This window comes from Phenylobacterium sp. (assembly GCF_004297125.1).
In the GTDB taxonomy this organism is placed as follows: domain Bacteria; phylum Pseudomonadota; class Alphaproteobacteria; order Caulobacterales; family Caulobacteraceae; genus Phenylobacterium.
In genome coordinates this window covers 77,464-101,751 of record NZ_SCVD01000014.1, presented here as the reverse complement: position 1 = coordinate 101,751, position 24,288 = coordinate 77,464, and the positions used below count along the sequence as shown (strand labels likewise).

Sequence of the window (24,288 nt, the reverse complement as noted above, 5' to 3'; positions counted from 1 at the left end):
GGACCCTCGGACTTCCATGCGGCTCACGCCCCACAAGCTGATGATGATGCTGCGCGCGGGCGCGGTGATCGCCGGCCTGTCCGCGGTGGCGGCGCTGTCGTGGCCGCTCAGGTACGAAGACCTTCGCCTGCCGTTCCCGGACACCGTCGCCCACGCGATGCTGTTCTACGCCCTGACCCTCGTGGCCACCGCCGCCCTGCCTCGCTCACGGGCCTTCGACGTGGCGCTGACCTTCGTTGGGCTGGGCGTGGCGAGCGAGCTGGCCCAGTCGCTGGTCGGCCGCGAGATGTCGTTCCACGACTTCTTCGGCGACCTGGCCGGCATCGGCGCGGCCTACGCCCCGGTGGTGGTCGGGCGGCTGCGCGAGCTCGCCCGCACCCACCCCGACCATACCTTCGCCGAGCTGCGGCGCATGGACCGCCGCCGGGGCCGCGCGCGGCGGGCGTCGGCGCTGGTGCTTGAGACCATCGGCGACGCTTAGAGCAACGCCCGGCGCCGTGCACCCTCTGGCCCTGCCGAAATAACGCCGCAACAATCCGCCCCACGCTTACGCACAACAGAAAGAGCGGGAGGCTTCCACCATGTGTGACGACGACATCCACGTCGGCCTGATCCACGATCCCACCGTGTCGCGCCGGACCTTCGGCCTCATGTCGGCCGCCGTGGCGGGCCTGGGCTCCGCGGCCCACGCCCAGAGCAACGTCACCGAAAGGGACGTGGAGGTGAAGACGGCGGACGGCGTGGCCGACGCGGCGCTGTTCTACCCCACGGGCAAGAGGACCTGGCCCGCCGTCCTGATCTGGACCGACATCGCCGGCCTGCGGCCCGCGTTCCGCGACATGGGCCGGCGGCTGGCGTCCCAGGGCTATGTGGTCCTGGTTCCCAACCCCTTCTACCGCTCGATCAAGGGCGTGGTGGCGACGCCGGGCTTCGACTTCTCCAAGCCGGACGATCGCGCCCGGGTCATGGGCTACCGCCAGGCGATGACCAACGAGGGGGTCGACAAGGACGCCGCGGCCTACCTGACCTTCCTCGACGCCCAGCCGCAGACCAACAGGAAGAAGAAGGCCGGTGTGCAGGGCTACTGCATGGGCGGCCCGCTGTCGTTCCGGACGGCGGCTGCGGTCCCGAACCGCATCGGCGCCGTCGGCTCGTTCCACGGCGGCGGCCTGACCACCGCCACGCCGGACAGCCCGCACCTGCTGATCCCCAAGACCAACGCCAGCTACCTGGTCGCCGTCGCCAGGAACGACGACGAGAAGCAGCCGGACTCCAAGGACATCCTGAAAGCCGCCTTCGCCCAGGCCAAGCGGCCGGCCACGGTGGAGGTCTATCCCGCCAACCACGGCTGGTGCGTCAAGGGCAGCCAAGTCTACGACGAAGCGGCGGCCGAAAAGGCGTGGGCCGAACTGACCAAGCTCTACAAGACCAGCCTGGCCTGACTGCGGCTATTTGGGCGCGGCGGCCATCCCGCCGCGCTCGAACGTGCCCGCGGGCCCCGGAAAGACCACCGGGCTCTCGTAGCCGTCCGCGCTGATCGCGCTGACGCCGAAGAACCAGTCGTCGATGTTGACGGCCACGAGCTTGGTCTCGCCGCCGGTCCCGGCCATGCGCGAATAGCGCCACTGCGGCTCGGTCGTGGAACGCCACCAGACGCGGTAGGCGGAGGCGTCCGGCGCCGGCGTCCATTTCACCGTGGTGTCGGCGCTGACCGCGCCGGCGATCTGCACGCCGACGGGCGGCTTCGGCGCCATGGCCAGCGCGGCCATCGTCACCACATTCAGCCGGGTCACCTGGGCCAGATAGGCGAAATCGACGCCGTCGACCGTGTCGCCGTATTTGATCCCGTTCTCGGTGCGCAGGTCCTGGTGCTGGCGGGTGTAGTTCTCCACCGCCTCGGTGACGCGGACGGCCGGGAAGCCCGCGCGCAGCATCTCCACCTGGTCGCCGCCGCGGCCGAAGCGGTCGGTGCGGTAGACCATCACCACGTCGAGGTTCGTGAGGTAGCGGTCGGCCAGACCGTCCATGAAGCGGGCCAGGTTGCGCGAGGGGCTGTCGACCTCGCCGCCATTGTAGCGGCGCCGGTTCGCCTCCTCGGCCGTCTCGGTCGTCCGCGTGCCCTCCGAGAAGATCCGGACGTGGGTGTTGTCGCGGGCGCCGCCGATGCCCTCGGTGTTGCCGACGATATCGTTGTTGAGGTTGGCCTCGACGTTCCAGCCCTGGGCCACGGCGTAGTCGGCCAGCACCTTGCCACCCAGCAGGCCCTCCTCCTCGCCGGCCAAGGCCGCAAAGACCAGGGTGGCCGGGAACTGGTGCTTGCAGAGCACCCGGGCAGCCTCCATCACGGCCGCCGTGCCGGAGCCGTCGTCGTTGGCGCCCGGCGCGTCGGAGGTGAAGTTCTTCGCGTCGGTGACCCGGCTGTCGTAGTGGCCGGAAATCACGATGACCCGGTTCGGGTCGCTCGCGCCCGGCAGGACGCCCAGGACGTTCATCACCTCGGTCGGGCCAGCCAGCCGTTCGGCGGTCATCACTCGCGAGGGCGTCGCGACCTTCAGCCGGCCGCCGCAATCCTTGGAAGCAGCCTCGAACTCCGAGGCGATCCAGCGGCGCGCGGCGCCGATGCCGCGCTTGTCCGACTTGGTGTCCGAACCGGTGTGGCGGGTGCCGAAGGAGACCAGTTTCTCGATCGTCGCCTTCTGCCGCGCGGCCGAGACGGCGCCCGCCACCTCCTTCAGCAGCGGTTGCTCACCCCCCAGCGGCTGGGCCTGGGCGGAGGTGGCCATGGAGAGGGCGGCGGCGAGGGAGGTGGCGAGGCGCATGGCGCGGGACCATACCCAAACTTCAGGCGGGCGAAAGGCTGTGCTTGAGCAGCGCCTCATAGTGCGGGCGGGCTTCGTCGGCGATGCGGCGCAGGTCGTCGCCCAGGGCAGGCGCCGCCCGTTCGCGCGGCGCCTCGAACCCGGTCGAGCGCTCGACCGCATCGTACCAGGCCGGCGCCCAGACCCCGTCGCTGTCGCGGAGCCCGGCGGGCCAGCGCAGCATCGCCTCGTCGAACGGGATGCCCAGGGCCATGCACAGCGCCGACAGCATCCCACGCGGATCGGCCAGCACGTCCGCGCCGCGCACCACCGGCGGCGCGCGGCCCAGCCGGTCGGCCTCGCGGTCGAACAGCTCGCGTTGCCGGACGACGCCGATGTCGTCCAGGGTCACCTCGGCCCGCTTCACCGTATAGGACGCCAGCACCTCGGCCGGATCGCGGATCAGGAAAGCGTTGGCCCGGGTCGCCGCCCAGGCCAGGCCGAAACCGGGCAGCATGTGATGGGTCATGTGCTTCTCGTAGACCACCGGCCCCGAGAGCGCGTCGAGGCCGGCGACCACCGCCCGCCAGTCCCGCGGCTGCGACGCCAGCACCTCGTCGCGCATCGGGTGGCTCAGGCCGGTTTCGGCCAGATAGGCCGCGTAGAACGGCTCATCGACCACCGCGCAGTCGGTGCGGTTCTCAAACGATCGCATCATGGCCGTGGAGATGTTCCGCGGCCCGGACCACATGGCGATACGGACGGTCAAATCCCGGCGTCCTCGTCCTTCAGGGCCTCGTAGGCCGCGCGCAGGCGCCGGGTCATGGGCCCCGGCAGCGCCTCGGGCAGCCGATGGCCGTCGATGCTGTTCACCGGCGTCAGGCCGCCGAAGGTGCCGGTGACGAAGGCCTCCTCCGCCTCGGCCACGTCGCCCAGGTCGAAGTCGCCCAGTGTGATGGGGATTTCGTGGCGGCGGCACAGCGCGATGACGTTGGCCCGGGTCACGCCGTTGAAGCAGTAGTCGCCGGTCGAGGTCATCACCCGGCCGTCCTTCACCCAGAAGAAGTTGGTGGCGTTGCAGCTCGAGACGAAGCCGTTCGGATCCAGCATCAGCGCCTCGTCGCCGCCCTTCTCGATGGCGTCCAGCAGGGCGCGGATCAGGGCCAGCCGGCTGTGCGAGTTCAGCCGCATGTCGAACATCTCAGCCGGCGTGCAGAGGATCGAAGACGTCGCCAACGCCAGCCCCTGGGTGACGATGACCGGCGACGGCTCCTTGTACTCGGCGGTGATGACGATGGTGGGCCGGCCCAGCCAGTTGCGCGGATCCTGGTTGACCGCCTTCTTCTCGCCGCGCGTCACCATCAGCCGCAGGTGGGCGCCGTGCTCCATGCCGTTGGCGGCGAGGGTGCGCTTGAGCTCGGCGGTCAGCTCGGCCGGCGTCATTCCGATGTCGAGCGCGATGGCCTTCAGGCCCTCGTACAGGCGCTCCAGGTGCTCCTCGAGGAACAATAGCCGGCCCTTGTGCAGCCGCAGGCCCTCCCACACCCCGTCGCCCAGCACGAACCCGGCGTCGAACACCGAAACCCTGGCCTGGTCGCGGGGAACCAGTTCGCCGTTGAGATAGATGCGCAGGTCCGCGTTGCGCGGATCGGCGGCGAAATCCTGACTTCCAGCCATGGCGGCAACCTACTGTGCCTCCCACGCGTGTCATCCCGGTTTTCGCCAGGCGAACGACCGGGCCCCACAAGCGCCTGAGATCGGTGTATTTCATGCGAGCGTCGCCGCCGCGCTTCACCCTGGACCATCTGGCGCTTATGGGTCCCGGACAAGCGCGTGCCGCGCTTTCCGGGATGACACGGGAGTAGGTGCATGATCGGCGGATCGACGGCGGAAAAGGAACTCGCCGGCCTCAAGCCCTGGCCCAACCCGGCCCCGCCCATTTCCCGCGAGGAGCGGCTGGCGCGGTTGGCCAGGGCGCAGGCCCTGATGACCACCGACGCGATGCTCATCGGCGCCGGCGCTTCGCTGCGTTACTTCGCCGGGGTCGGCTGGAACGCCACCGAGCGGCTGGTCGCGATGGTGCTGCCGAAGCAGGGCCAGCCGGTGATGATCTGCCCGCGGTTCGAAGAGGGCTCGCTGCTGGCGTCGATGGGCGTCGAGGCGCCTCTGCGGCTCTGGGAAGAGCACGAGAGCCCCTACGCCCTGACCGCCCAGGTGCTGTCCGGGTGGAGCGCCAAGTCCCTCGCGATCGATCCGGCCCTCACCTTCGCCATGTTCGACGCCTTGCGGCTGGCCGCCCCCGGCGTGGCCATGCCGAACGCGGCCCCGGTGGTCGATGGCTGCCGGATGATCAAGTCGCCCGCCGAACTGGCCCTGATGTATCAGGCCAAGGCCATGACCCTGGAGGTCCACAGGCGCGCCGCCCGGATGCTGGCGCCCGGCGTCACCACCGGCGAGGTCCGGCGCTTCATCGACCAGGCGCACCGCGCCCTGGGCGCCGACGACGGCTCCTCCTTTTGCGCGGTGCAGTTCGGCGAGGCCTCGGCCTATCCGCACGGCCTGCCCGGCGAGCAGAAGCTGGCCGATGGCGACCTGGTGCTGATCGACACCGGCTGCCGGGTCCAGGGCTACAATTCCGACATCACCCGCACCTACGTCTACGGCCAGGCCACGCAGGAGCAGGCGCGGGTCTGGGAGATCGAGAAGAAGGCCCAGGCCGCCGCCTTCGCCGCCGTGAAGCCGGGCGTGCCGTGCGAGGAGATCGACGCGGTAGCGCGCCGGGTGCTGGCGTCGGAGGGCTTCAGCCCGGACTATGACCTACCCGGCCTGCCCCACAGGACAGGCCACGGCATCGGCCTGTCGATCCACGAAGCGCCCTATCTGGTGCGCGGCGACAGGACCCCGCTCCAGCCCGGCATGTGTTTCTCCAACGAACCGATGATCGTGATCCCGGGCGCGTTCGGCGTGCGGTTGGAGGACCACTTCCACGTCACCGAGGACGGCGCTGCCTGGTTCACTCCGCCGCAGCCCGCCATCGACAAGCCCGTCGCATGAAACTGCTTCCCGTCGACGAGGCCCGGGCCCGGATGCTGGCCGAGATCTCGGCCCTGCCCGCCGAGACCGTGGCGATCCAGGACAGCATCGGCCGGGTGCTGGCGGAGGACGTCTTCGCCGTCCGCGACCAGCCGCCCTTCGCGGCCTCGGCCATGGACGGTTGGGCGGTGCGCGCGGCCGACACACCAGGCACGCTGCGGATCGTCGGCGAGAGCGCGGCCGGGCATGGCTACGAGGGGACCATGCAGGCCGGCGAGGCGGTGCGCATCTTCACCGGGGCGGCGATGCCGGCCGGCTCAGACGCCATGGTGATCCAGGAAGACGCCACCCGTGACGCCGAGACCGTGACCGTTCCGGCGGTCGAGGCCGACCACTACGTCCGGCCCGCGGGCGGGGATTTCAAGGCCGACGCCCGCCTGCTGTCGCGAGGCCTGTGGATCGATCCCTGGCGGCTGTCCCTGGCCGCGGCGGCCGGGCGCGCCGAACTCTCCGTCTCCAGGCGGCCCAAGGTGGCCCTGTTCTCCACCGGCGAGGAGATCGTCGAGGCGCCGGCGAAGCCCGGGCCTTTCCAGATCTACGATTCCGGCTCGCGGGCGCTTGAGGCGCTGATCGCGGGCTGGGGCGCCGAGGTTCACCGCTCGCGACCGGTCAAGGACGAGTTGGAAGCCACGATCGACGCCCTTCGCAACGCCGACGGCGACCTGATCGTGACCATCGGGGGCGCGTCGGTGGGCGACCATGACCTGGTGCGCGCCGCCGCCGGGGCGTTGGGCCTGGACATGAAGGTGGCCAGCGTCGCGGTGCGGCCGGGCAAGCCCACCTTCTTCGGCGTGCTGTCCGACGGCCGCCGGCTGCTGGGACTGCCCGGCAATCCGGCCTCGGCCATGGTCTGCGCCGAACTCTTCCTCAAACCCATCATCGCAGCCTGTCAGGGTGCAGAGCCGGGGCCCGCGATGATGCAGGCGAAGCTCGCCGGGCCGTTGCCGGCCAACGGGCCGCGTGAACACTGGATGCGCGCGAAGCTCGGTTTCGAGGGCGGCGAGATCGTCGCCGAGCCCTATCGGGATCAGGACTCTTCGCTGGTCAGCGTCTTTTCGCTCGCCGACGCCCTGCTGAAGCGGCCCGCCGCCGCGTCCGCCGCCGAGGCCGGCGAGGTGGTCGAGGTGCTGCCGCTGGCCCGCTCACCCTTCGGGTGAACAACTCCTTCTAAGGATTCGCCATTTCCCTCCGGGGGAAATGGCGGGGCGTAGCGCAGCGCGGTGATCTCGCCGATCACCGACACCGCCACTTCGAAGGGAGCCTTGCCGCCGATGTCGAGCCCGATGGGGGCGTGCAAGCGCGCCAGCGTCGCTTCGGATATGCCCTCGACCTGAAGCTCGGTGAGCCGCCCTGCCAGGCGCCGACGCGCGCCCAGCAGGCCGACGTAGCCCGCCTGGGACGGCAGGGCCGCCTTCAGGGCCGCACGGTCGGTTTCCAGGTCATGGGTCGCCACCGCGACGCTGGTCCACGGATCGAGGCCGATGGCCGCCAGGGCCTCGCCCGGTTCGTCGCGGCGATAGCCGACGCCGGCGATCGGCGGCGGCGCCTCGGGGCCCTTGGGCCGGACCAGGGTGGTCTCGAACCCCGATTTCACCCCCAGCTCGGCGATGGCCAGCGCCGTCGGATCGCCGCCGACCACCACCAGCCTCGGGGTCGGGTCGTAACGCTTCGACACCACGGCCTCCGGCCAGGGCGACACCTCCGCGGCGCAGGCCCGCGCGACACCGTCGCTGACGTAGCTCACCGGCCGGCGCTCGGCCTCGGCGGCGAGGAGTTCGGCCAGGGCCGAATCACCCGCCCCGATTCGCTCCAGGAAGATCTCGATCCGGGCCCCGCACAGCAGCCGGATGTCCGGCCAGGGGCTGCCTTCGCCGTAAATCAGAGTGCGCGGATCGCCGTCTTCCAGGCAGGCCCTGGCGTGTCCCGCCACGTCCCCTTCGACGCAGCCGCCAGAGAAGTATCCGGCCAGGATTCCCGGGGCGAAAACCATCTGCGTCCCCTCGGGACGGGGTCCGCCGCCCTCGACCGAGACCAGGGTCGCCAGCACGAACGCCTGGCGCGCGGACACGGCCTGGCGCATCGCCGGACGCACATCGTCAGCGACGCCGAACATCGGCCACTCGGGAAGTTGGTCAATCACGCCTTAACCATCAGGGGGATACGGCTTCTTAGCCTTTCCTGCGGCAAAATGGCTGCTCGAACGGATTTGACCAAGCTTTTCAGGGCGCATGACCTCAACCCTCAGCAAGCTCGGCCTCGGGACCAGCCAGTTTGGTCTCGATCAGCCGCCCGGCCCGCGGGGGAAGCCGCGGGAGGCCGAGGCCAGGGACATCCTGTCGATCGCCGGCCGTTCCGGCTTGTCGGTCCTGGAGGTCGCCCGGGGCTCGGCCATCGCCGACGGGCTGATGCGCGGCGCGCTGCCCCAGCCCAACCCGTTCCGCATGACCCTTACCGCCGTCCGCCCCGACCGCGGGCCGGAGGTGGTGGAAGCCGAACTTCGCGCGCAGATGCTGCGCCTGGGCGTCGAGCGGGTGGACACCATCGTCGCCCCGTCGGCCACCGACCTGTTCTCGCCCCTGGGCCCCCAGCTCTGGGACCGCCTGAAGGCGCTCAAGGACGAAGGCCTCTGCCAGCGGATCGGCGTGCCGGTCTATGCCTCGGACGATCCGGTGGGCGTGGCCCGCCGCTTCAAGCCTGACGTGGTCCAGGCTCCCGCCTCGCTGCTGGACCAGCGCCTGCTGCTGGACGGCACGCTGGCCACCATCGCCGAGATGGGCATTGAGGTGCATCTGCGCTCCATCTTCCTGAACGGCGTGCTGTTCCTGCCGCCAGACCGCGCCCCCAGCCACCTGAAGGCCGCCGCGGGCCGCATTTCCCGCGCCCGCCGGCTGATCGCCGAGGGCAAGTCCGATCCGCTCCAGGCGGCCCTGGGGTTCGCCCTGTCGCGTCCCGAGGCCAGCCACGTCCTGGTGGGTGTCACCTCGGCCGCCGAGATGAGCGCCGTGGTCGCCGCCGCCATGAGCCCCCCGCCGGACCTCGACTGGGACGAAATGGCCATCGACGACCCCGAAGCCCTGAGCTGGGTCGCGGCCTAGGCCCGCCAACCCCCTGACTTCCCGCCGGTCTTCGAGACCAGGCGCACGGCTTCGATGACCATGCCCTTCTCCGCAGCCTTCAGCATGTCGTAGAGCGTCAGGCAGGCGATCGACACGGCGGTCAACGCCTCCATCTCCACCCCGGTCTGGCCGGTCGTCTTCACGCGTGCGGTGACGGCCAGCCCGCCCTCGCCCGGCTCCACCCGCACCTCGGCCTTCGAGATCGGCAGGGGGTGGCACATGGGGATCAGGCTGGACGTCTGCTTGGCCGCCATGACGCCGGCGATCTCGGCCACCGCGCGGACGTCGCCCTTCTTCCCCTCGCCGGACAGCGCCAGCGCCAGGGTCTCCGGGGTCATGCGCAGGAAGCCCTCGGCCACCGCCTCGCGCGTTGTCACCGCCTTGTCCGAGACGTCGACCATGCGGGCGCGGCCCGTCTCATCGATGTGGGTGAGCTTGCTCAAGACTCCATCAGCCGCGGCATGAGCTCGACCATGTTGCAGGGGCCGTGGCGGCTGTCGAGCTGAGGCGAGATCACCTTGTCCCAGCCGTCCTTCACCGCGCCGTTCGAGCCCGGCAGGCAGAAGACGAAGACGCCTTTCACGATCCCGGCCAAGGCGCGGGATTGCAGCGTCGAGAGTCCCACCGACTGGTAGCTGACCATGTGGAATACGACGGAGAACCCATCGAGCTCCTTGTCGAACAGCGGCCGCACGGCCTCGGGCGTCACGTCACGGCCCGTGATGCCGGTGCCACCGGTGGTGACGATGGCCTCCACGAAGCCGGTGGCGACCCAGGCCTCGATCTTCTCGCGGATCGCCACGATGCTGTCGGTGACGATGGCCTTGTCGACCAGTTCGTGGCCCGCGTCGGCGACCCGCTTGGCCAGCAGATGGCCCGAGGTGTCGCTCTCCTCGTCGCGGGTATCGGAGATGGTCAGCACGGCGACCTTCACCGGCTTGATCTGCTGGTTGGTGTCGATCCGGCCGCCGGGGGTGAACGCGTTCATGGGAGACTCCTTCCTCACCAAAATAGAACGTCATCCCCGGACTTGTCCCGGGGATCCAGACGGGCCGACTTCCTCAGCCATGCAGACCGGCGTCACAGCACCGTCTGGCCCCAAGTCAGCGTGTCTGGATGGCCGGGACAAGCCCGGCCATGACGAACATTTGGGAGGGCGCTATTCCACCGTCACCGATTTCGCCAGGTTGCGCGGCTGGTCGATGTCGCGGCCCAGACCCTGCGCGACCTGGTAGGCCACGAGCTGCAGGGGAATGTTCAACAGGATCGGATCCAGCTCGGGCTCCGAGCGCGGAACCGCGAAACTGGCCTCCACACCCTCGGCGACGACGCCGGGATGGGTGATCGCCAGCACCGGGCCGCCGCGGGCGCCGACCTCGGCGATGGTGGAGAGGTTCTTCGCCAGCAAGTCGTCGTCCGGCAGCACAATCAGGGTCGGCGTGTCGGCGGAGATCAGCGCCAGCGGCCCGTGCTTCAACTCCGAGGCGGGATAGGCCTCGGCGTGCATGTAGCTGATCTCCTTCAGCTTCAGGGCCCCTTCCATCGCCACCGCGTAGCCGGCCGCGCGGCCCAGGAAATAGGCGTGCTCGGCCCGGGCCAGCCGGGCGGCGATCGGCGCCAGCTCGGCCTCGCGCGCGACGATCGAGGCGATCTGGTCCGGCAGCGCGGCCAGCGCCGCCAGCATCCGCGCGCCCTGCCCGGCCGACAGGTCGCGCACGCGGCCGAGCTGCAGCGCCAGCAGGGCGAAGGCGACGGCGGTCGAGGTCCAGGTCTTGGTGGACACCACCGCCACCTCCGGCCCAGCGTGCAGGTAGACGCCGCGGCCGCACTCGCGCGCGATGGTCGAGCCCACGCTGTTGATCACCCCCAGCACCCGGCCGCCCTTGCGCTTCACCTCCTGGATCGCGGCCAGGGTGTCGAAGGTCTCTCCCGACTGGCTGACGGCGATGTAGAGCGTGTCCTGCTCGATCACCGGGTTGCGGTAGCGGAACTCCGAGGCCGGCTCGGCATGGGCCGGGATGCGGGCCAGCTGCTCGATCAGGTGCGCCCCGAGGGTCCCGGCGAAATAGGCCGAGCCGCAGCCCAGGATCTTCACCCGGCGGATGTCCAGCATCTCGCGCGCCGCCAGTTCGATGCCGCCCAGGTGAGCGGTGGAGAAGCGGTGGTCCAGCCGGCCGAGAAGGGTGCGGCGCACCGCCTCCGGCTGCTCCCCGATCTCCTTGCGCATGAAGTGGGCGTAGTCGCCCTTGTCGAAGCCGGCGACGTCGCCGCTGAGTTCCAGCGTCGCCTTGGTGGTCTCGCCGCCGTCCAGCGTCAGCACGGTGAAGCCGTCGGCGCGGACCTCGGCCACCTCTCCATCGTCGAGGTGAGCCACCGAGCGGGCGTGGCCCATCAGCGCCGCGGCGTCGGAGGCGACGAACATTTCGCCATCGCCCACGCCGACCACCACCGGCCCGCCGTTGCGGGCCGCCACGATGACGTCCGGCCGCCCCGCGTCGATCACGGCCAGCCCATAGGCGCCCTTCACCAGGCGCAACGCGCCACGCACGGCCTCGACCAGGGAATTTTCTGGCCGCCGCGCGATCAGGTGGGCCAGGACCTCGGTGTCGGTCTCGGAGACGAAGACCACGCCGTCCGCCTGCAGTTTGCGCTTCAGCTCGGCGGCGTTCTCGATGATGCCGTTGTGCGCCACGCCGATCCGCCCCGTCGCGTCCACATGCGGGTGGGCGTTCAGGTCGCTGGGCGCGCCATGGGTTGCCCAGCGGGTGTGGGCGATCCCCACCGAGCCAGGGACCTCGACCGGCAACACGCTCTCCAGTTCGCGCACCTTGCCCTTGCGCTTGTGGACCGCGAGACGGCCGTCCGCGGCGATGGCGATGCCGGCGCTGTCGTAGCCCCGGTATTCCAGTCGCCGCAGGCCTTCGATCAGCAACGGCAGCACGGGTTTGGACCCGATGTAACCTACGATCCCGCACATCAGCGCCGGGCCTCAGCCGTAGATGATGCGGCGGATCTGGCGGAGGCTGTAGGGCGGGGCGGGGAAGCGGCGCCGGGCGACCTCCTCGGCGATCCGCGCGTAGATCTCCTCGTTTCGGCGGCCCAGCCGCAGCAGGGCGGCGTGCCGGCGCCGCACGAAATCTTCGGGCCTTTCGCCCAGGTAGGAGAGCACGTCATCGACGATCCGCCTCGCTTGCGACGGACTGAGGTCGCTGGACCGGGCCACGTGGGCCACGAGATCGTCCAGGTCGCCCGCATCCGACATCGAGGGGTCTTCTGACGATCGCATCGAAGCCAGACAACGCTCGTGCCCGATTTCGGGCAAGCCCAAACTTTGATATCGGTACGCCGTCGATGGCTTCCCCCGATCGGACGCCTATGTTGCTGTGGGCAGGACAGAGGAAGCGGACGATGCCCGACAGCGTCGCGACCACCGTGGGTCGCATAGGCCTCGAATGGCGGCCGGCCACGGGCATGCAGGCCGTCGAGCGAATCACCCCGGCCGAAGTCGCCATCGGCCTCTCCTTCAACAGCCGGCCGCACACCGTCCTGATGGCGACGCCGGACGATGTCGAGGATCTGGCGGTGGGCTTCGCGGTCACCGAAGGGGTCGCGACGCCGGCGGAGATTATCGAGGTGAGCGTCGAGCGGCGCACCGATGGCATCCTGGCGGACCTGCGGCTCGCACCCGCGGGGCCGGCCCGGCGCGCCCGGCCGAGGACGCTGGAGGGACGGTCCAGTTGCGGGCTCTGCGGCGTTCAGCGCCTCGCGGACGCCATTCGCCCGCTGCCGGCGGTGACCTCCGGCGCGCAGTTCTCGCACGCCGCGATCCAGCGGGCCGTGGCCGCGCTTGGGCCCCGTCAGGCGCTGGGCGGCCTCACGCGTGCGACCCACGCGGCGGGTTTCGCGGACGTCCATGGCGCGCTGGGCCTGGTTCGGGAGGACGTGGGCCGGCACAACGCCCTCGACAAACTGGGCGGCGCCCTGCTGCAGGCTGGCGTCGACCCGGCTGGCGGCTTCGTCGTCGTAACCAGCCGCTGTTCCTTCGAAATGGTCGAGAAGACCGCCCGCCTTGGATGCCCGATGATCGTCGCCGTCTCTGCGCCCACCGACCTCGCCATCCAGCGCGCCGAGGCCGCGGGCGTGACGCTCGTCGCCCTTGCCCGGGCGGACGGCCACACGGTCTTCAGCAGGACCGACCGCCTTGTCGGTGGTCAGGTCCCGACCCCGTCCGAGGCCGCCCATGTCTGACAAAGCCACGCCCGGCATCCGCCCCTACACCCATCCCGCCGGCGGGTGGGACGCGCTCAAGGCCGTGGGCAAGGTTCTCCAGGATCAGCACACAGTGGTGGAAGGCGGCCGCACGCTGCTGCGCGCCAACCAGCCCGAGGGCTTCGACTGTCCCGGCTGCGCCTGGCCCGATCCCAAGCACACGTCCTCGTTCGAGTTCTGCGAGAATGGCGCCAAGGCCGTCGCCTGGGAGGCCACCTCCAAGCGCGCCACGCCCGAGCTGTTCGCCAGCCATACCGTTCGGGAGCTGTGGAGCTGGAGCGACCACCAACTGGAGGACGCCGGCCGACTGACTGAGCCCCTGGCCTACGATCCGGCCAGCGACCGCTACCTCCCTGTCACCTGGGAGGAGGCCTTCGCCCGCATCGGCGCCGGCCTGAACCGGCTGGACCACCCGGACCAGGCCGAGTTCTACGCTTCGGGCCGCACCTCCAACGAGGCGGCCTTCCTCTATCAGCTGCTGGGCCGCAGGTTCGGGACCAACAACTTCCCCGACTGCTCCAACATGTGCCACGAGCCCACCAGCGTCGGGCTGCCGGACTCCATCGGCATCGGCAAGGGCACGGTGACGCTCGAGGACTTCGATCACGCCGACTTGATCCTCAGCTTCGGCCACAACCCCGGCACCAACCATCCGCGGATGATGACCACCCTGCGCGAGGCGGCGCGGCGGGGCGCGGCGATCGTGGTCTTCAACCCCTTGAAGGAGCGCGCGCTGGAGCGGTTCGCCGCACCGCAGGATCCCGTGGAGATGGTCACCCTGGGCTCCACCGAGATCGCCTCTCGCTATTATCAGGTCCGTGTCGGCGGCGACGCGGCCCTGGTCCAGGGCATGATGAAGGCGCTGATCGCCTGGGATGAGGACCCCGACGAGGCGCCAGCGCTCGATCACCCGTTCATCGCCGAGCACACCCGCGGCTTCGAGCTGCTGACAGCCGGCCTCGCCGCGCTGAGCTGGGAGACGATCGAGGCCGACAGCGGCCTGACCCGAGCGCAGATCGAGGAGGCGGCGCGCATCTATGCCGGAGCCAGGCCACGATCCTCTGCTACGGCATGGGCCTCACACAGCACCGCAGCTCGTCCTCGACGGTGCAGCAGCTCGCCAACCTGTTGCTGCTGCGCGGGAACATGGGCCGGCCCGGCGCCGGGATCTGCCCCTTGCGGGGCCATTCGAACGTTCAGGGCGACCGCACCGTCGGCATCTGGGAGAAGCCGTCCGAGGCGTTCCTCTCCTCCATGGATCGGGTCTTCGGGTTCCGTTCGCCCCGCGACCACGGACACACCGTCATCGAGACCATCGCCGCCATGGAGCGGGGCGAGGCCAAGGTATTCATCGGGCTGGGCGGCAATTTCGCCGTGGCCGCGCCGGACCCGCACCGGACTTTCGCCGCACTGCCGAAGCTGGACCTGACCGTCCACGTCGCCACCAAGCTCAACCGAACGCACCTGCTGCCGGGCAAGGAGGGTCTGCTGCTGCCCTGCCTGGGCCGCACCGAGTTCGACCTGCAGGCCGGCGGACGCCAGGCCGTGACCGTCGAGGATTCGATGTCGATGGTGCATGCCTCCAGGGGCTTGAACCCGCCAGCCTCGGCGCACCTAAAGTCCGAGGTCGCCATAATCGCCGGTATCGCCCAAGCGACCTTCGGCGCGCACGATCCCGTGGACTGGCAGGCCCTCACAGGCGACTACGACAGGATCCGCGACCTCATAGAAGCGGTGTTCCCGGACCTTTTCACCGACTTCAATGCGCGAATCCGCGCCCCCGGGGGCTTCCGCCTCGCCGTGGGAGCCAGCGAACGCCTCTGGCGCACGGCCAGCGGCAAGGCCAACTTCCTGCCTTTCGTGGCCGACGGGGAAGATGCGCGCCGCAACGATCCCGGCGTCCTGGTGCTCACCACCCTGCGCAGCCACGACCAGTACAACACCACGATCTACGGCTCCGACGACCGGTATCGCGGCGTGTTCGGGCGGCGCGACGTAGTGTTCGTCAGCCCGGGGGACCTTGTCGGCTTGGGGCTCACGAGCGGTGACCTCGTGGATATCGAGGCGGCCTGGGATACGAGCGGGGCTCGGATCGTGCGCGGCTTCACGGCCGTCGAGCGCGACATCCCGCAGGGCTGCGTGGCCGCCTACTATCCCGAGGCGAACGGCCTGGTGGCGCTCGAAGACCACGACCGGCGCAGCGGAACGCCGGCCTACAAGTCCGTGCCGGTGCGGATACGCCGGCACGCAACGGGCTGAAGGCCTAGCTCCACCGTTCCCGGTCGGCGTGGTCCTGCGCTGTGGGCTCGATCCAGCGGTCGCCGTCGGGCCCATGCTCCTTCTTCCAGAAGGGGGCCTTCGACTTCAGGTAGTCCATCAGGAAGTCGCAGGCCTCGAAGGCGGCGCGGCGGTGGCCCGCGGCGGTGGCGACGAAGACGATGGGCTCGCCGGGGCCGATCTTCCCGACCCGATGCAGGATGGCCAGGTCATGCAGGCCGAACCGCTCGCGCGCCTGGTCGGCGATCTTGCCGATCTCGGCCTCGGTGAAGCCGGGATAGGCCTCCAGCTCCAGCACGGTGGTCGCGCCCCGTTCGGCCCGGGCTATGCCGGTGAAGGTGGCCACGGCGCCCGTCTCCGCGCGGCCGCGCGTGAACTCCGAGAGCAGCGCCCCCGGATCGAACGGTTGCTCGGCTAGCCGGATCATCCGCCGCTCATCGGCGGCAGGAAGGCGACCTCGCTGCCAGCCGACAGGCCGACGTCGCCGCGAACCACCGCCTGGTCCACCGCCACCTGGACACCCGGCCCGGCCAGGGCCGCGCCCAGGTCGGCGTCTTCGTCGACCAGGAAACCTCGAAGGGCGGCCAGGGACGCGGCCTCGATCTCCCGTTCCCGCCAGCCGGCGAGGTCGCGCAGGGGACCGAAAAGCAACACGCGGGCCATGGTTCAGCCGCCCGTCGTGGACATGTGCCGCGCCACGGCCGGAGCTTTCCGCGCGATCTCGAAGTCGTGGCCCTTGGGCTTGCCCGCGATCGCGCCCCGGATCGCCGCCGCCAGCTCCGCATCGGTGGCCCCCGCCCGCAGCACCGCACGCAGATCGGTGGCGTCTTCCTGTCCCAGGCAGGTGTGCAGGGTCCCCGTACACGTCAGCCGCACGCGGTTGCAGGCCTCGCAGAAATTATGGCTGAGCGGGGTGATCAGCCCCAGCCGACCGCCGGTCTCGGCCACCCGCACATAACGGGCCGGCCCGCCGGTGTTGAGGGGCAAGTCCTCCAGCGTCCAGAAGCTCTCCAGCTCGCGGCGGAGCTCCTTCAGTGACAGGTACTGGTCGGTGCGGTCGGCGTCGATCTCGCCCATGGGCATGGTTTCGATCAGGGTGATGTCGCAGCCTTCGCCATGCGCCCAGGCGATCAGGTCGGGGATCTCGGCGGCGTTGTCGTCCTTCAACGCCACGGTGTTGACCTTGACGGACAGTCCCGCGGCCTTCGCGGCCCGTATCCCCGCCAACACCTTGGCCACGTCGCCGCCGCGCGTGAGGCGGCGGAACAGGTCGGGCTTCAGGGTGTCCAGCGAGACGTTCACCCGCCGCACGCCAGCGTCCGCGAGCTTGCCGGCGAACTCCGCCAGCCGGGTGCCGTTGGTGGAAAGGGTCAGTTCGTCCAGGGCGCCGGTCCGCAGATGGCGGCCCAGGCGGCGGACCAGGTCCATCATCCCTTTGCGCACCAGCGGTTCGCCGCCGGTCAGGCGCAGCTTGCGCGCGCCGAGGCCGACGAACGCCGAGGCGATGCGGTCCAGTTCCTCCAGGGTCAGCACCTCGGCCTTCGGCAGGAAGGTCATGTGCTCGGCCATGCAATAGACGCAGCGCAGGTCGCACCGATCGGTGACCGACAGGCGCAGATAGGTCACCGTCCGGCCGAAGCCGTCGATGAGCGGCCCCCTGGCGGGCGCGGCGGTGTCGTCGTAGGGCGTCATTCGACGACCAAGATAGGGGGGAACCGCGCGTGGCGACAGTGGCCAGGATCGACGCACTGGTGCTGGCGGCGGGTTCGGGGTCCCGGTTCGGCGGCGGGAAGCTGCTGGCCGACTTCCACGGCGCCCCGCTGCTGCATGGTGCGCTGGCCGCCGCGCGCGCCGCGGCGCCGGGGGCGATCACGGTCGTCACGGGCGCGGACGCTCAGGCCGTGGCCGCCTGCGCACGAGCCTTCGACCTGGACGTCCGGCTGATCCACGCCGCCGATCATGCCGAGGGCATGGCCGCCTCGCTGCGGGCGGGGATCGCCAGCCTGTCCGCCGACGCCGGGGCGGCCTTCGTCTTCCTCGGAGACATGCCGCGGGTCCCGCATGCCGTGCTGAGGCCCCTGGCCCAGGCGGTGGCCGATGGCGCGCCGGCCGCCGCGCCGATCTTCGAGGGGCGACGGGGGAATCCCGTCGTGCTGAGCCGGGCGCTGTTCGAGGAAGTGTCGCGGCTCACGGGTGACGTGGGCGCGCGGCCGATCCTCCAGGCGCTGGGCATGCGGCTGGCGCGGGTCGAAGCGCCGGACGACGGAGTGCTCTTCGATGTGGACGAACGCGGCGACCTAGCGGGACGCTAGACCTGGATGTCGAGCTTCACGGGTGCGGGCGCGACGGCCGCAGGCGTGATGCGAACCTGGTCGGCGATGTTGAGCGTCTTCACCGCACTGGCGATCGTCTGCGCGGCCTGCACCGAGGTGGGCAGGGTGAAAGGGGTCCAGAGACCCGAGCCGGAATTTCGTAGCTGCACGCTGACCATAGCGTTTGCCTCGACATTCTAGCCATCAACTTAGATGGACAAGGCTTAACCGGCAGTTAACCGCGAGCTCAATTTTTGGTTGCAGGCGCATGTGTCGCAGGGACGCGCGGGCCCTCGTCCTCGAAAGGCCGTCGGCGGCGCCACATCACTGGGAAATCTGCGTTCGCGGGACGCGATATGCGACAGCGGTCCCGCACTTGCGAGGCGCCACCATGACGCGCATGCTCGCCGGATGCTCCGACGCCTTGCCCTTCCGATCCTCGGTCTCGCCCTCGCGGCCTTCGCCGGCGCCGGCGCGGCCCGCGACTATATCGTGGTCGGGTCCACCGACCCCGCCATCGTCCGCGGCCAGGCCTACGACAGCGGCATGAGGCTGACCCTGGCGCCCGGCCGCACGGTCACCCTGATGCACGCCTCGGGCGATCTGGTCCGCCTGAGGGGCGCGGAGGGCGGCGTGCTCCTGCCGCGGCGCCAGTCCAGCCAGGCCGACGCCGAACGCCTGGCGATCCTGAAGGTGATCGTGTCCACAGACCAGAGGGGGCCGGGCGTCACGCGGCCGATGCGGACCCGGGCGGGGCTCTGCCCCGAGCCGGCGACCATCACCACCCTGGACGCCGTTGTGCAGGTCCACCAGGGCGGTTGCTCCGCCGAGGCGACCCAGGCGCTGGACGCCTGGATCGCGGCCCATCCGCCGAAAGACGCCTAGCCCCCGCGGGCCACGAACCAGCCGTTGCGGAAGCCTTCGCTAGCCTTGCCGTAGGCGAAGGGCCGGCCCTCCAGCGTCAGCACGGAACCGCCGGCCGCCTCCAACACCGCGTGCCCCGCGGCGATGTCCCATTCCATCGTCGGCCCGTGCCGCGGATAGATATCGGCCGAGCCTTCGGCGATCCGGCAGAACTTGATCGAGGAGTCCATCGCTTCCGGCACGTCGAAGCCGTACTCCTCGGCGAGCTTGCGCGTCGTCTCTTCCTTCATGGTGTGACTGACCAGGGCCACGGCGCTGCCTTTTGGCCAGCGTCGCACGCGCACCGCCGCGTCCGTCCCGCCCTTCACTCGCTTCAGCGCCGCGCCGCCGTGGGTGAACCAGGTCTCCCCGCTCGGCGGGGCGCAGACCGCGCCGGCCACCGGGCGGCCGTCCTGGATCAGGCCGATGTTCACCGTGAAGTTCGGATCGCCGCGGACGAAGGCCTTGGTGCCGTCCAGCGGATCGACCAGGAAGAAGCGCGGCCCGATGGCGTCGGGCGTTCCGAACTCGCTGGCGTCTTCTTCCGAGATCACGGGCACGCCGGGAAAGCGCCGCGCCAGGTGTTCCAGGATCAGCTTCTCGCCCCGCTGGTCGGCCTCGGTCACCGGGCTCTCGTCGGCCTTGGTCAGCACCTCCACGCCTGAGCGCCACAACGGCAGGATCAGGGCGGCGGCCGCCTCGCAGATCTCGGCCAACGCCTGGCCGATATCGTTCTCGTTCTTTGCGTTATCGCTCAATTCGCCCTCGGCCCTCTACTTTCGGGGATCGTCCGCCACGAACACCAGGGTCACGACGCCCGCGTCGATCGTCCGCTTGCCCGCGTTCTCGAAGTTCACGGTCACCTTCCGGCCGACCACCGACTGGACTTGGCCCAGGCCCCAGTCCGGCTCCGCGGGGTGACGCACCAGGACGCCCGGCTCCAGGAAAGGGTCCCAAAACGTCGTCATGACGGCTTCCTTAGAGAGGCCGAGGCGTTTCCCCAAGGCGCAAATCGCGTCAAAGCTGGGGCGCCATGACCGACACCACCGACCTCGCCGTGCGTCCCGCCGAGCTCGCCGCCTATCTGGCGGCGCGCATGTGCCACGACTTCATCAGCCCGGCGAGCGCCATATCCTCGGGCCTCGACCTCCTGGAGGACCCCTCCGCTCAGGACATGCGCGAGGAGGCCATGGGCCTGATCGTCACCTCGGCCAAGAAGCTGGCGGACCTGCTGTCCTTCTGCCGGGTGGCGTTCGGCGCCTCCGCCTCCGCCGAGACCTTCGACGCCCGCGACCTGGAGAAGCTGGCCCGCGGCGTGTTCGGCCACATGCGCGCCGAACTGGAATGGATGGTGGACACCCCGGCGGTGAACAAGCCCGCGGCCCGCACCCTGCTGAACCTGGCCCAGATGGCGGGGGCGGCCCTGCCGACCGGCGGGATCGCCAAGGTCCGCGCTGTGCAGGAAGGCGCCTCCGTGGCCATCGCCCTGGAGTCCACGGGCCCGCGCGCGCTTCTGCGTCCCGAGGTCCTGGCCGGCCTGCAGGGCCAGCCGCTGGGCGAGGGCCTGCACGGCCACTGGGTCCAGGCCTACTACACGCACCTGTTCGTCACCGACGCCGGCGGCCGCGTATTCGCCGACGTGCAGGAGGAGCGGGTGATCTTCGCCGCGACCCTGCCCGCCTGACCCGGCCACGCGGTTCTTCGCCGAGCCACACCGCGCGTTAACCAACTCGGCGCGACATAGGCCTCCAGATTGCTGGAGCGCCGGAAGCCTTGAAGACCTGTCTCGTCGTCGACGACAGCCGCGTGATCCGCAAGGTCTCGCGCCGGATCCTTGAGGATCTGGGCTTCGAGGTCGCGGAAGCGGCTGACGGCGTCGAGGCCATGGCCTGGTGCACGGCCGTCATGCCCGACGCGATCCTGCTGGACTGGCGGATGCCGGCGATGGACGGGCTGGAGTTCGTGAAGAAGCTCCGCGCCGAGCCCGGCGGCGACCGTCCCAAGGTCCTGTTCTGCAGCGTCGAGAACGAGATCGAGTCGATCCGCGACGCGCTGGACGCGGGCGCCGACGAATACATCATGAAGCCCTTCGACGGCGGGATCGTCGCGGGCAAGCTCGACTATCTGGGGCTGCTGGCGTGATCCCGGCCCCGGACCGCGCCTTCGTCTCCGCCCTGTGCCTGGCGCGCGCCGGCCTCATGGTGGACGCCGAGAAGGCCTATCTGATCGAAAGCCGGCTCTCGCCCCTGGCCCGCCGCGAGTGCTTCAGCTCGACCGAGGCGTTCATCGACGCCCTGCGGCACGGGGCGGACGACCGCTTGGCCTGGGCCGCCGTCGAGGCCATGGCCCTGCCCGAAAGCGAGTTCTTCCGCGACCATCACGTATTCGCCCAGTTGGCGGACGAGGTCGTCCCCGTCCTGGCCCGCTCGCGCGGCGGCGAGCCGCTGCGCATCTGGAGCGCGGGCTGCGGCACGGGGCAGGAGATCTACTCCCTGGCCATGCTGCTCGCCGACGTCCCCGGGCTGGGCAAGCTGGAGCTGTTCGCCTCCGACCTCTCGGAGCGCAGCCTTGAGAAGGCCCAGAGCGGCCGCTATTCGCAGTTCGAAGTCCAGCGCGGCCTCCCGGCCCGCATGCTGGTGCGCCACTTCGAGAAGGACGGCGAGTTCTTCGCCCTGTCGCCCCGGGTGCGCCAGATGGTGCGGTGGCGCCGCGTGAACCTGATGGACGATCTGGCCCGCGTCGGCCAGTTCGACCTGATCCTGTGCCGCAGCGCCCTGGGCCAACTGGCCCCCGAGGCCGGCGGCCGCGTTCTGGGCCAGCTTCACGCCGCCCTTGCCCCGGGTGGGCTGCTGGTGCTCGGGCAGAACGACTCGGCAGGCAAGGCCTTCGTCCGGGCCGCCCCCGACCTCAGCCTCTACGCCGCCACCGACGACGTGGCTCGCTCGGCGGCCTGAACGAAGGAAGCCCCGGTGCTCGCGCGCCAGGGCTTCTTCGACGGGTTCGTCGCGGGATCTACTTCTTGGCGTCTTCAGCGGTGTCCGTAACCGCCTCACCCGCGGACTTCACATCCTTGCCGGCGCCCGAAACGGTGTTGCACGCCGTTGCGGCGAGGCTGGCGGCCAAAACGGCCAGCAAAACGATCTTGCGCATAGAAATCTCCCGGGGGTTTGAAAGCGTCGCTGCGGCAACGCTTCAGGCCGCGGCTTGGTTCCCCTGCACAGCCGCCCGGTCGGCCGCCGGAGTCGGGAATATGAGGCGGGCGGTGACTCCACCCTCGGCGTTGCGCGCCAACTCGGCCCGGCCCCGGAGCTGTCTGGCGAAGGCGGTCATCAGGGTGCGGCCCACGCCGGACGTCACCAGGGCGTTCTCCGCCGCCTCCCCATCGTCGGAGATTTCCAGCTCCGCCTCCTCTCCCCGGACGGAGAAGGTGAGCCGCAGGGTCCCGCCTCGCGCGTTGAAGGCGTGCTTCTGGGCGTTGGTGATCGCCTCCACCGCGAACAGCGCCAGGGGGGCCAGGCGATCCGGGTCGATGACCAGCGGATCGACCTTCAGCTCGGTGCGCACCGTATGACCCTGCATGAGCTCCCCGTTCACGAGCTGGGCTGTCAACTCCTCCAGGAAGGGCCGCAGGTCGACCCGCTTCAGGTCGGGCCCCTGGTAGAGCGCCCGGTAGATCAGGGCCAGGGCGGTGATCCGCTGGCGGGTGTCGCTCATCGCCGAGCGCGCGGCGGGGTCGACCAGCGAGCGCTGCTGCATGTTCAGCAGGCTGGAGATGACCTGCAGGTTGTTCTTCACCCGGTGGTGGATCTCGCGCATCAGCGCGTCCTTCTGGGCCAGGCTGTCGCGAAGCGAAGCGTCGCGGCCCACGATGGCGTCGGCCATGTCCTCCAGCGTCTCGGCCAGCTCTCGGATCTCCGGCGGCATCTGCTCGGCCTGGACCGGCCGCACGCTCAGGCGACCGCGGGCGTACAGGGCCGCGATCCGCTGCAGATAGGCGATCCAGCGGACCACCACCCGTTCGGTCACGACGGACACGGCGATCAGGGCCAGCAGGAAGGTCAGCAGCGGGAAGACGATGCCGGTCAGCGGGTTGAGCCGCGCCCAGGACAACAGGCCCGGCGACTGGGCCGACAACACCACATAGACCTCGTCGCCCACGACGGGGGCGGCGGAATAGACCCGGCGGCGGCCTTTGCCGTCCTTGCCGTACCAGACCAGCGTGCCGCGCGCCTCGACCTTGGCGCGCCAGTCGGCGGGCAGCGTCGGGAAGGCGCCGGCGTCGGTGAAGGTGATGTAGCGGCCGGTCTTCTCCACCAGGCCGACCTCGGCGCCTTTCGGCAGCGACGGGTCGTTGACCTTCGGCTGCAGGCTGGTGAGCGCGATCACCGCTGCGAAAGCGCCGTCGAAGGCGCCGTCGGTCGCCGTGGCGCGCGCAGCCGTCAGGATCGCCGGCTCCTCGGCGTAGCCCGAGCCAGGGTCTCGGGTGATCGAGATGTCGCCGCCCTCGGCGAGCTGGCGGAACCACGGGCGCTGGGCCCGGCCGAGATCGGCGGGCACGCCGCCGGCGGCGCAGACCACGCGACCCTGCCGGTCGAACCGGATCAGGTTGAGATAGCCCGGGATGCGGGTCGTCACCTGTTCCAGGCGCTTCTGGCACTGGAAGCCGATCGCGCCAGGCGCGAGCGTCTGCAGCAGGATGTCCGCGCCTTCCATCCGCGCGCGGGCGGTCGCAGCGCTACGGTCGGCCGCGAAGCCGAGGTTCTGCCGCAGCTCGCGGCCCTCGCGCTGGAAGCCGATCGCCGACTGCATCGCGCCCAGCACCAGAACAGGCAGGAGCGCTACGGCCAGGGCCGCGATGAGGCGAACCCGGATCGTGCTCAACGAACCGGCGGGGAATCCAACCATGGCAGCGTCCTACCGGACGCTGCTTAACCGCTCCGCGTCGGCCAGGATAGAACGCATCGCATCGCTGGCGGATGCGCCGTCCCGGTCGTACGCCCCATCCTCGAGGATGGCGTGCAACGCGCGACGGGCCCGGCTGACTCGGCTCTTCACGGTGCCGACGGCGCAGCCGCAGATCTCCGCAGCCTCTTCGTAGGCGAAACCGCCTGCGCCAACGAGGATCAGCGCCTCGCGCTGTTCGGCGGGCAGCATGGCCAGGCCCTGGCGCAGTTCGTCCAGGGCGACGGGCGCCTCGGGATCGTCCACCGCCACCAGGGTGCGTTCGGCCGCCTCCTGGTCGAGCTGGCTCTGCCGCCACGAGCGGCGCTTCTCGGAATAGAACTGGTTGCGCAGGATCATGAAGGTCCAGGCCTTCATGTTCGTGCCCATCTGGAAGCTGGCCCGCGCGTCCCACGCCTTCATCATGGCGTCCTGCGCAAGGTCGTCAGCCGCGGTGGGATCCCCGCACAGGGTGCGGGCGAAGGCGCGAAGATGGGGGATCAGCTGCACAAGCTCACGCTTGAAGGCGGCGTCGTCCTCGGCGGTTCGCGGCGGGCGGACCCGTTCCATAGCGGCCTC

General features: G+C 70.3%; 27 protein-coding genes and 2 pseudogenes. 12 read left to right on the top strand and 17 right to left on the bottom strand.

Going from position 1 to position 24,288, the window contains the following annotated elements; genetic code table 11:
• Window positions 1–16 precede the first annotated feature (16 nt).
• A complete protein-coding gene (locus EPO51_RS07335; RefSeq protein ID WP_293348037.1) occupies window positions 17–481 on the top strand; it encodes a hypothetical protein in 465 nt (154 codons plus the stop codon).
• A 100-nt stretch (window positions 482–581) separates the two neighbouring features.
• Window positions 582–1,442: a dienelactone hydrolase family protein gene (locus EPO51_RS07330; protein WP_293348035.1), complete on the top strand. Its 861-nt coding sequence runs from the start codon at window positions 582–584 to the stop codon at window positions 1,440–1,442.
• Window positions 1,443–1,448: 6 nt separating this feature from the next.
• Here the strand turns inward: EPO51_RS07330 and EPO51_RS07325 are convergent, their stop codons facing one another.
• The 3 genes from EPO51_RS07325 to EPO51_RS07315 are packed head-to-tail and all read right to left on the bottom strand — an operon-like array spanning window position 1,449 to window position 4,475.
• The gene (locus EPO51_RS07325; RefSeq protein WP_293348032.1) at window positions 1,449–2,819 is read right to left on the bottom strand and encodes a M28 family peptidase; all 1,371 of its coding nucleotides are present in this window, start codon (window positions 2,817–2,819) and stop codon (window positions 1,449–1,451) included.
• Window positions 2,820–2,841: 22 nt separating this feature from the next.
• Complete coding sequence (locus tag EPO51_RS07320; RefSeq protein WP_293348029.1) at window positions 2,842–3,567, bottom strand: sulfotransferase-like domain-containing protein; 726 nt, start codon at window positions 3,565–3,567, stop codon at window positions 2,842–2,844.
• Window positions 3,564–4,475: an aminotransferase class IV gene (locus tag EPO51_RS07315; protein ID WP_293348026.1), complete on the bottom strand. Its 912-nt coding sequence runs from the start codon at window positions 4,473–4,475 to the stop codon at window positions 3,564–3,566. Before EPO51_RS07315 ends, EPO51_RS07320 begins: the two co-directional genes overlap by 4 nt.
• Window positions 4,476–4,667: 192 nt before the next feature.
• Here EPO51_RS07315 and EPO51_RS07310 point away from each other — a divergent pair, with 192 nt between their 5' ends.
• Together EPO51_RS07310 and EPO51_RS07305 are read left to right on the top strand one after the other, a co-directional pair.
• Window positions 4,668–5,852, top strand: coding sequence for a M24 family metallopeptidase (locus tag EPO51_RS07310; protein WP_293348023.1), 1,185 nt, complete (start codon window positions 4,668–4,670; stop codon window positions 5,850–5,852).
• Window positions 5,849–7,048: a molybdopterin molybdotransferase MoeA gene (locus EPO51_RS07305; RefSeq protein ID WP_293348020.1), complete on the top strand. Its 1,200-nt coding sequence runs from the start codon at window positions 5,849–5,851 to the stop codon at window positions 7,046–7,048. Before EPO51_RS07310 ends, EPO51_RS07305 begins: the two co-directional genes overlap by 4 nt.
• A 77-nt stretch (window positions 7,049–7,125) precedes the next feature.
• Here the strand turns inward: EPO51_RS07305 and EPO51_RS07300 are convergent.
• Window positions 7,126–7,971 (bottom strand): annotated as a pseudogene (locus EPO51_RS07300) (XdhC family protein); the annotation flags it as partial.
• Between the two features lie 148 nt (window positions 7,972–8,119).
• Here EPO51_RS07300 and EPO51_RS07295 point away from each other — a divergent pair.
• A complete protein-coding gene (locus EPO51_RS07295; protein WP_293348018.1) occupies window positions 8,120–8,986 on the top strand; it encodes a bifunctional regulator KidO in 867 nt (288 codons plus the stop codon).
• Here EPO51_RS07295 and moaC read toward each other — a convergent pair.
• From moaC to EPO51_RS07275, 4 genes are all read right to left on the bottom strand, one after another.
• Window positions 8,983–9,450, bottom strand: a complete 468-nt coding sequence (moaC, locus tag EPO51_RS07290; RefSeq protein ID WP_293348016.1) for a cyclic pyranopterin monophosphate synthase MoaC — start codon at window positions 9,448–9,450, stop codon at window positions 8,983–8,985. The two genes, EPO51_RS07295 and moaC, sit on opposite strands and share 4 nt — an antisense overlap.
• Complete coding sequence (gene moaB, locus EPO51_RS07285; protein ID WP_293348014.1) at window positions 9,447–9,995, bottom strand: molybdenum cofactor biosynthesis protein B; 549 nt, start codon at window positions 9,993–9,995, stop codon at window positions 9,447–9,449. The genes moaC and moaB overlap by 4 nt, the downstream gene beginning before the upstream one ends.
• Before the next feature lie 171 nt (window positions 9,996–10,166).
• Window positions 10,167–11,984, bottom strand: a complete 1,818-nt coding sequence (gene glmS / locus EPO51_RS07280) for a glutamine--fructose-6-phosphate transaminase (isomerizing) (protein WP_293348011.1) — start codon at window positions 11,982–11,984, stop codon at window positions 10,167–10,169.
• A 12-nt stretch (window positions 11,985–11,996) separates the two neighbouring features.
• On the bottom strand, window positions 11,997–12,269 hold the full coding sequence (locus EPO51_RS07275) for a hypothetical protein (RefSeq protein ID WP_293348008.1): 273 nt from the start codon (window positions 12,267–12,269) through the stop codon (window positions 11,997–11,999).
• A 146-nt stretch (window positions 12,270–12,415) separates the two neighbouring features.
• Here EPO51_RS07275 and fdhD point away from each other — a divergent pair, with 146 nt between their 5' ends.
• A complete protein-coding gene (gene fdhD / locus EPO51_RS07270) occupies window positions 12,416–13,255 on the top strand; it encodes a formate dehydrogenase accessory sulfurtransferase FdhD (protein WP_293348005.1) in 840 nt (279 codons plus the stop codon).
• Window positions 13,248–15,535 (top strand): annotated as a pseudogene (locus EPO51_RS07265) (FdhF/YdeP family oxidoreductase). Before fdhD ends, EPO51_RS07265 begins: the two are co-directional and overlap by 8 nt.
• A gap of 4 nt (window positions 15,536–15,539) precedes the next feature.
• On the opposite strand, the gene EPO51_RS07260 reads toward EPO51_RS07265, so the two are convergent.
• Genes EPO51_RS07260 through moaA form a run of 3 tightly spaced genes read right to left on the bottom strand, consistent with a single transcriptional unit; the run spans window position 15,540 to window position 17,245 of the window.
• The gene (locus tag EPO51_RS07260; protein WP_293348002.1) at window positions 15,540–15,980 is read right to left on the bottom strand and encodes a molybdenum cofactor biosynthesis protein MoaE; all 441 of its coding nucleotides are present in this window, start codon (window positions 15,978–15,980) and stop codon (window positions 15,540–15,542) included.
• Window positions 15,977–16,216 (bottom strand): MoaD/ThiS family protein, encoded by a 240-nt coding sequence (locus tag EPO51_RS07255; protein WP_293347999.1) that lies wholly within the window; start codon window positions 16,214–16,216, stop codon window positions 15,977–15,979. Before EPO51_RS07255 ends, EPO51_RS07260 begins: the two co-directional genes overlap by 4 nt.
• 3 nt (window positions 16,217–16,219) lie before the next feature.
• Window positions 16,220–17,245, bottom strand: coding sequence for a GTP 3',8-cyclase MoaA (moaA, locus tag EPO51_RS07250; RefSeq protein WP_293347996.1), 1,026 nt, complete (start codon window positions 17,243–17,245; stop codon window positions 16,220–16,222).
• A 29-nt stretch (window positions 17,246–17,274) separates the two neighbouring features.
• Between moaA and EPO51_RS07245 the strand changes: the two genes are divergently transcribed.
• Window positions 17,275–17,865 (top strand): nucleotidyltransferase family protein, encoded by a 591-nt coding sequence (locus EPO51_RS07245; protein WP_293347993.1) that lies wholly within the window; start codon window positions 17,275–17,277, stop codon window positions 17,863–17,865.
• Here EPO51_RS07245 and EPO51_RS07240 read toward each other — a convergent pair.
• Window positions 17,862–18,044, bottom strand: a complete 183-nt coding sequence (locus EPO51_RS07240) for a hypothetical protein (RefSeq protein WP_293347990.1) — start codon at window positions 18,042–18,044, stop codon at window positions 17,862–17,864. The two genes, EPO51_RS07245 and EPO51_RS07240, sit on opposite strands and share 4 nt — an antisense overlap.
• Before the next feature lie 232 nt (window positions 18,045–18,276).
• On the opposite strand from EPO51_RS07240, the gene EPO51_RS07235 reads away from it, so the two are divergent.
• Entirely contained in the window at window positions 18,277–18,750 is a 474-nt protein-coding gene (locus EPO51_RS07235; RefSeq protein WP_293347987.1) for a hypothetical protein, read from the top strand.
• Here EPO51_RS07235 and cysQ read toward each other — a convergent pair.
• Window positions 18,747–19,526: a 3'(2'),5'-bisphosphate nucleotidase CysQ gene (cysQ, locus tag EPO51_RS07230; protein ID WP_293347984.1), complete on the bottom strand. Its 780-nt coding sequence runs from the start codon at window positions 19,524–19,526 to the stop codon at window positions 18,747–18,749. The two genes, EPO51_RS07235 and cysQ, sit on opposite strands and share 4 nt — an antisense overlap.
• Window positions 19,527–19,541: 15 nt before the next feature.
• A complete protein-coding gene (locus EPO51_RS07225) occupies window positions 19,542–19,736 on the bottom strand; it encodes a DUF3553 domain-containing protein (protein WP_293347981.1) in 195 nt (64 codons plus the stop codon).
• 65 nt (window positions 19,737–19,801) lie between these two features.
• Between EPO51_RS07225 and chpT the strand changes: the two genes are divergently transcribed.
• From chpT to EPO51_RS07210, 3 genes are all read left to right on the top strand, one after another.
• Complete coding sequence (gene chpT, locus EPO51_RS07220) at window positions 19,802–20,452, top strand: histidine phosphotransferase ChpT (protein WP_293347978.1); 651 nt, start codon at window positions 19,802–19,804, stop codon at window positions 20,450–20,452.
• Between the two features lie 89 nt (window positions 20,453–20,541).
• Window positions 20,542–20,910, top strand: coding sequence for a response regulator (locus EPO51_RS07215; RefSeq protein ID WP_465246595.1), 369 nt, complete (start codon window positions 20,542–20,544; stop codon window positions 20,908–20,910).
• Window positions 20,907–21,722: a CheR family methyltransferase gene (locus EPO51_RS07210; RefSeq protein ID WP_293347975.1), complete on the top strand. Its 816-nt coding sequence runs from the start codon at window positions 20,907–20,909 to the stop codon at window positions 21,720–21,722. The genes EPO51_RS07215 and EPO51_RS07210 overlap by 4 nt, the downstream gene beginning before the upstream one ends.
• Window positions 21,723–21,780: 58 nt before the next feature.
• Here the strand turns inward: EPO51_RS07210 and EPO51_RS07205 are convergent, their stop codons facing one another.
• From EPO51_RS07205 to EPO51_RS07195, 3 genes are read right to left on the bottom strand one after another with little or no spacing between them, the layout of a single operon-like run.
• Window positions 21,781–21,918, bottom strand: a complete 138-nt coding sequence (locus EPO51_RS07205; protein WP_293347972.1) for an entericidin A/B family lipoprotein — start codon at window positions 21,916–21,918, stop codon at window positions 21,781–21,783.
• A 42-nt stretch (window positions 21,919–21,960) separates the two neighbouring features.
• On the bottom strand, window positions 21,961–23,673 hold the full coding sequence (phyK, locus tag EPO51_RS07200; RefSeq protein WP_293347969.1) for a sensor histidine kinase PhyK: 1,713 nt from the start codon (window positions 23,671–23,673) through the stop codon (window positions 21,961–21,963).
• A gap of 9 nt (window positions 23,674–23,682) precedes the next feature.
• The gene (locus EPO51_RS07195; protein ID WP_465246594.1) at window positions 23,683–24,279 is read right to left on the bottom strand and encodes a sigma-70 family RNA polymerase sigma factor; all 597 of its coding nucleotides are present in this window, start codon (window positions 24,277–24,279) and stop codon (window positions 23,683–23,685) included.
• Window positions 24,280–24,288 lie beyond the last annotated feature (9 nt).

Coding starts and splice junctions, on each gene's coding strand:
- EPO51_RS07335 (WP_293348037.1), top strand. CDS start 17: ATGCGGCTCACGCCCCACAAGCTGATGATGATGCTGCGCGCGGGCGCG.
- fdhD (WP_293348005.1), top strand. CDS start 12,416: ATGCCCGACAGCGTCGCGACCACCGTGGGTCGCATAGGCCTCGAATGG.
- EPO51_RS07315 (WP_293348026.1), bottom strand. CDS start 4,475: ATGGCTGGAAGTCAGGATTTCGCCGCCGATCCGCGCAACGCGGACCTG.
- EPO51_RS07305 (WP_293348020.1), top strand. CDS start 5,849: ATGAAACTGCTTCCCGTCGACGAGGCCCGGGCCCGGATGCTGGCCGAG.
- moaB (WP_293348014.1), bottom strand. CDS start 9,995: ATGAACGCGTTCACCCCCGGCGGCCGGATCGACACCAACCAGCAGATC.
- EPO51_RS07255 (WP_293347999.1), bottom strand. CDS start 16,216: ATGGCCCGCGTGTTGCTTTTCGGTCCCCTGCGCGACCTCGCCGGCTGG.
- EPO51_RS07235 (WP_293347987.1), top strand. CDS start 18,277: ATGCTCCGACGCCTTGCCCTTCCGATCCTCGGTCTCGCCCTCGCGGCC.
- moaA (WP_293347996.1), bottom strand. CDS start 17,245: ATGACGCCCTACGACGACACCGCCGCGCCCGCCAGGGGGCCGCTCATC.
- EPO51_RS07195 (WP_465246594.1), bottom strand. CDS start 24,279: ATGGAACGGGTCCGCCCGCCGCGAACCGCCGAGGACGACGCCGCCTTC.
- chpT (WP_293347978.1), top strand. CDS start 19,802: ATGACCGACACCACCGACCTCGCCGTGCGTCCCGCCGAGCTCGCCGCC.
- phyK (WP_293347969.1), bottom strand. CDS start 23,673: ATGGTTGGATTCCCCGCCGGTTCGTTGAGCACGATCCGGGTTCGCCTC.
- EPO51_RS07330 (WP_293348035.1), top strand. CDS start 582: ATGTGTGACGACGACATCCACGTCGGCCTGATCCACGATCCCACCGTG.
- glmS (WP_293348011.1), bottom strand. CDS start 11,984: ATGTGCGGGATCGTAGGTTACATCGGGTCCAAACCCGTGCTGCCGTTG.
- EPO51_RS07295 (WP_293348018.1), top strand. CDS start 8,120: ATGACCTCAACCCTCAGCAAGCTCGGCCTCGGGACCAGCCAGTTTGGT.
- EPO51_RS07275 (WP_293348008.1), bottom strand. CDS start 12,269: ATGTCGGATGCGGGCGACCTGGACGATCTCGTGGCCCACGTGGCCCGG.
- EPO51_RS07325 (WP_293348032.1), bottom strand. CDS start 2,819: ATGCGCCTCGCCACCTCCCTCGCCGCCGCCCTCTCCATGGCCACCTCC.
- EPO51_RS07240 (WP_293347990.1), bottom strand. CDS start 18,044: ATGGTCAGCGTGCAGCTACGAAATTCCGGCTCGGGTCTCTGGACCCCT.
- EPO51_RS07310 (WP_293348023.1), top strand. CDS start 4,668: ATGATCGGCGGATCGACGGCGGAAAAGGAACTCGCCGGCCTCAAGCCC.
- EPO51_RS07260 (WP_293348002.1), bottom strand. CDS start 15,980: ATGATCCGGCTAGCCGAGCAACCGTTCGATCCGGGGGCGCTGCTCTCG.
- EPO51_RS07225 (WP_293347981.1), bottom strand. CDS start 19,736: ATGACGACGTTTTGGGACCCTTTCCTGGAGCCGGGCGTCCTGGTGCGT.
- EPO51_RS07205 (WP_293347972.1), bottom strand. CDS start 21,918: ATGCGCAAGATCGTTTTGCTGGCCGTTTTGGCCGCCAGCCTCGCCGCA.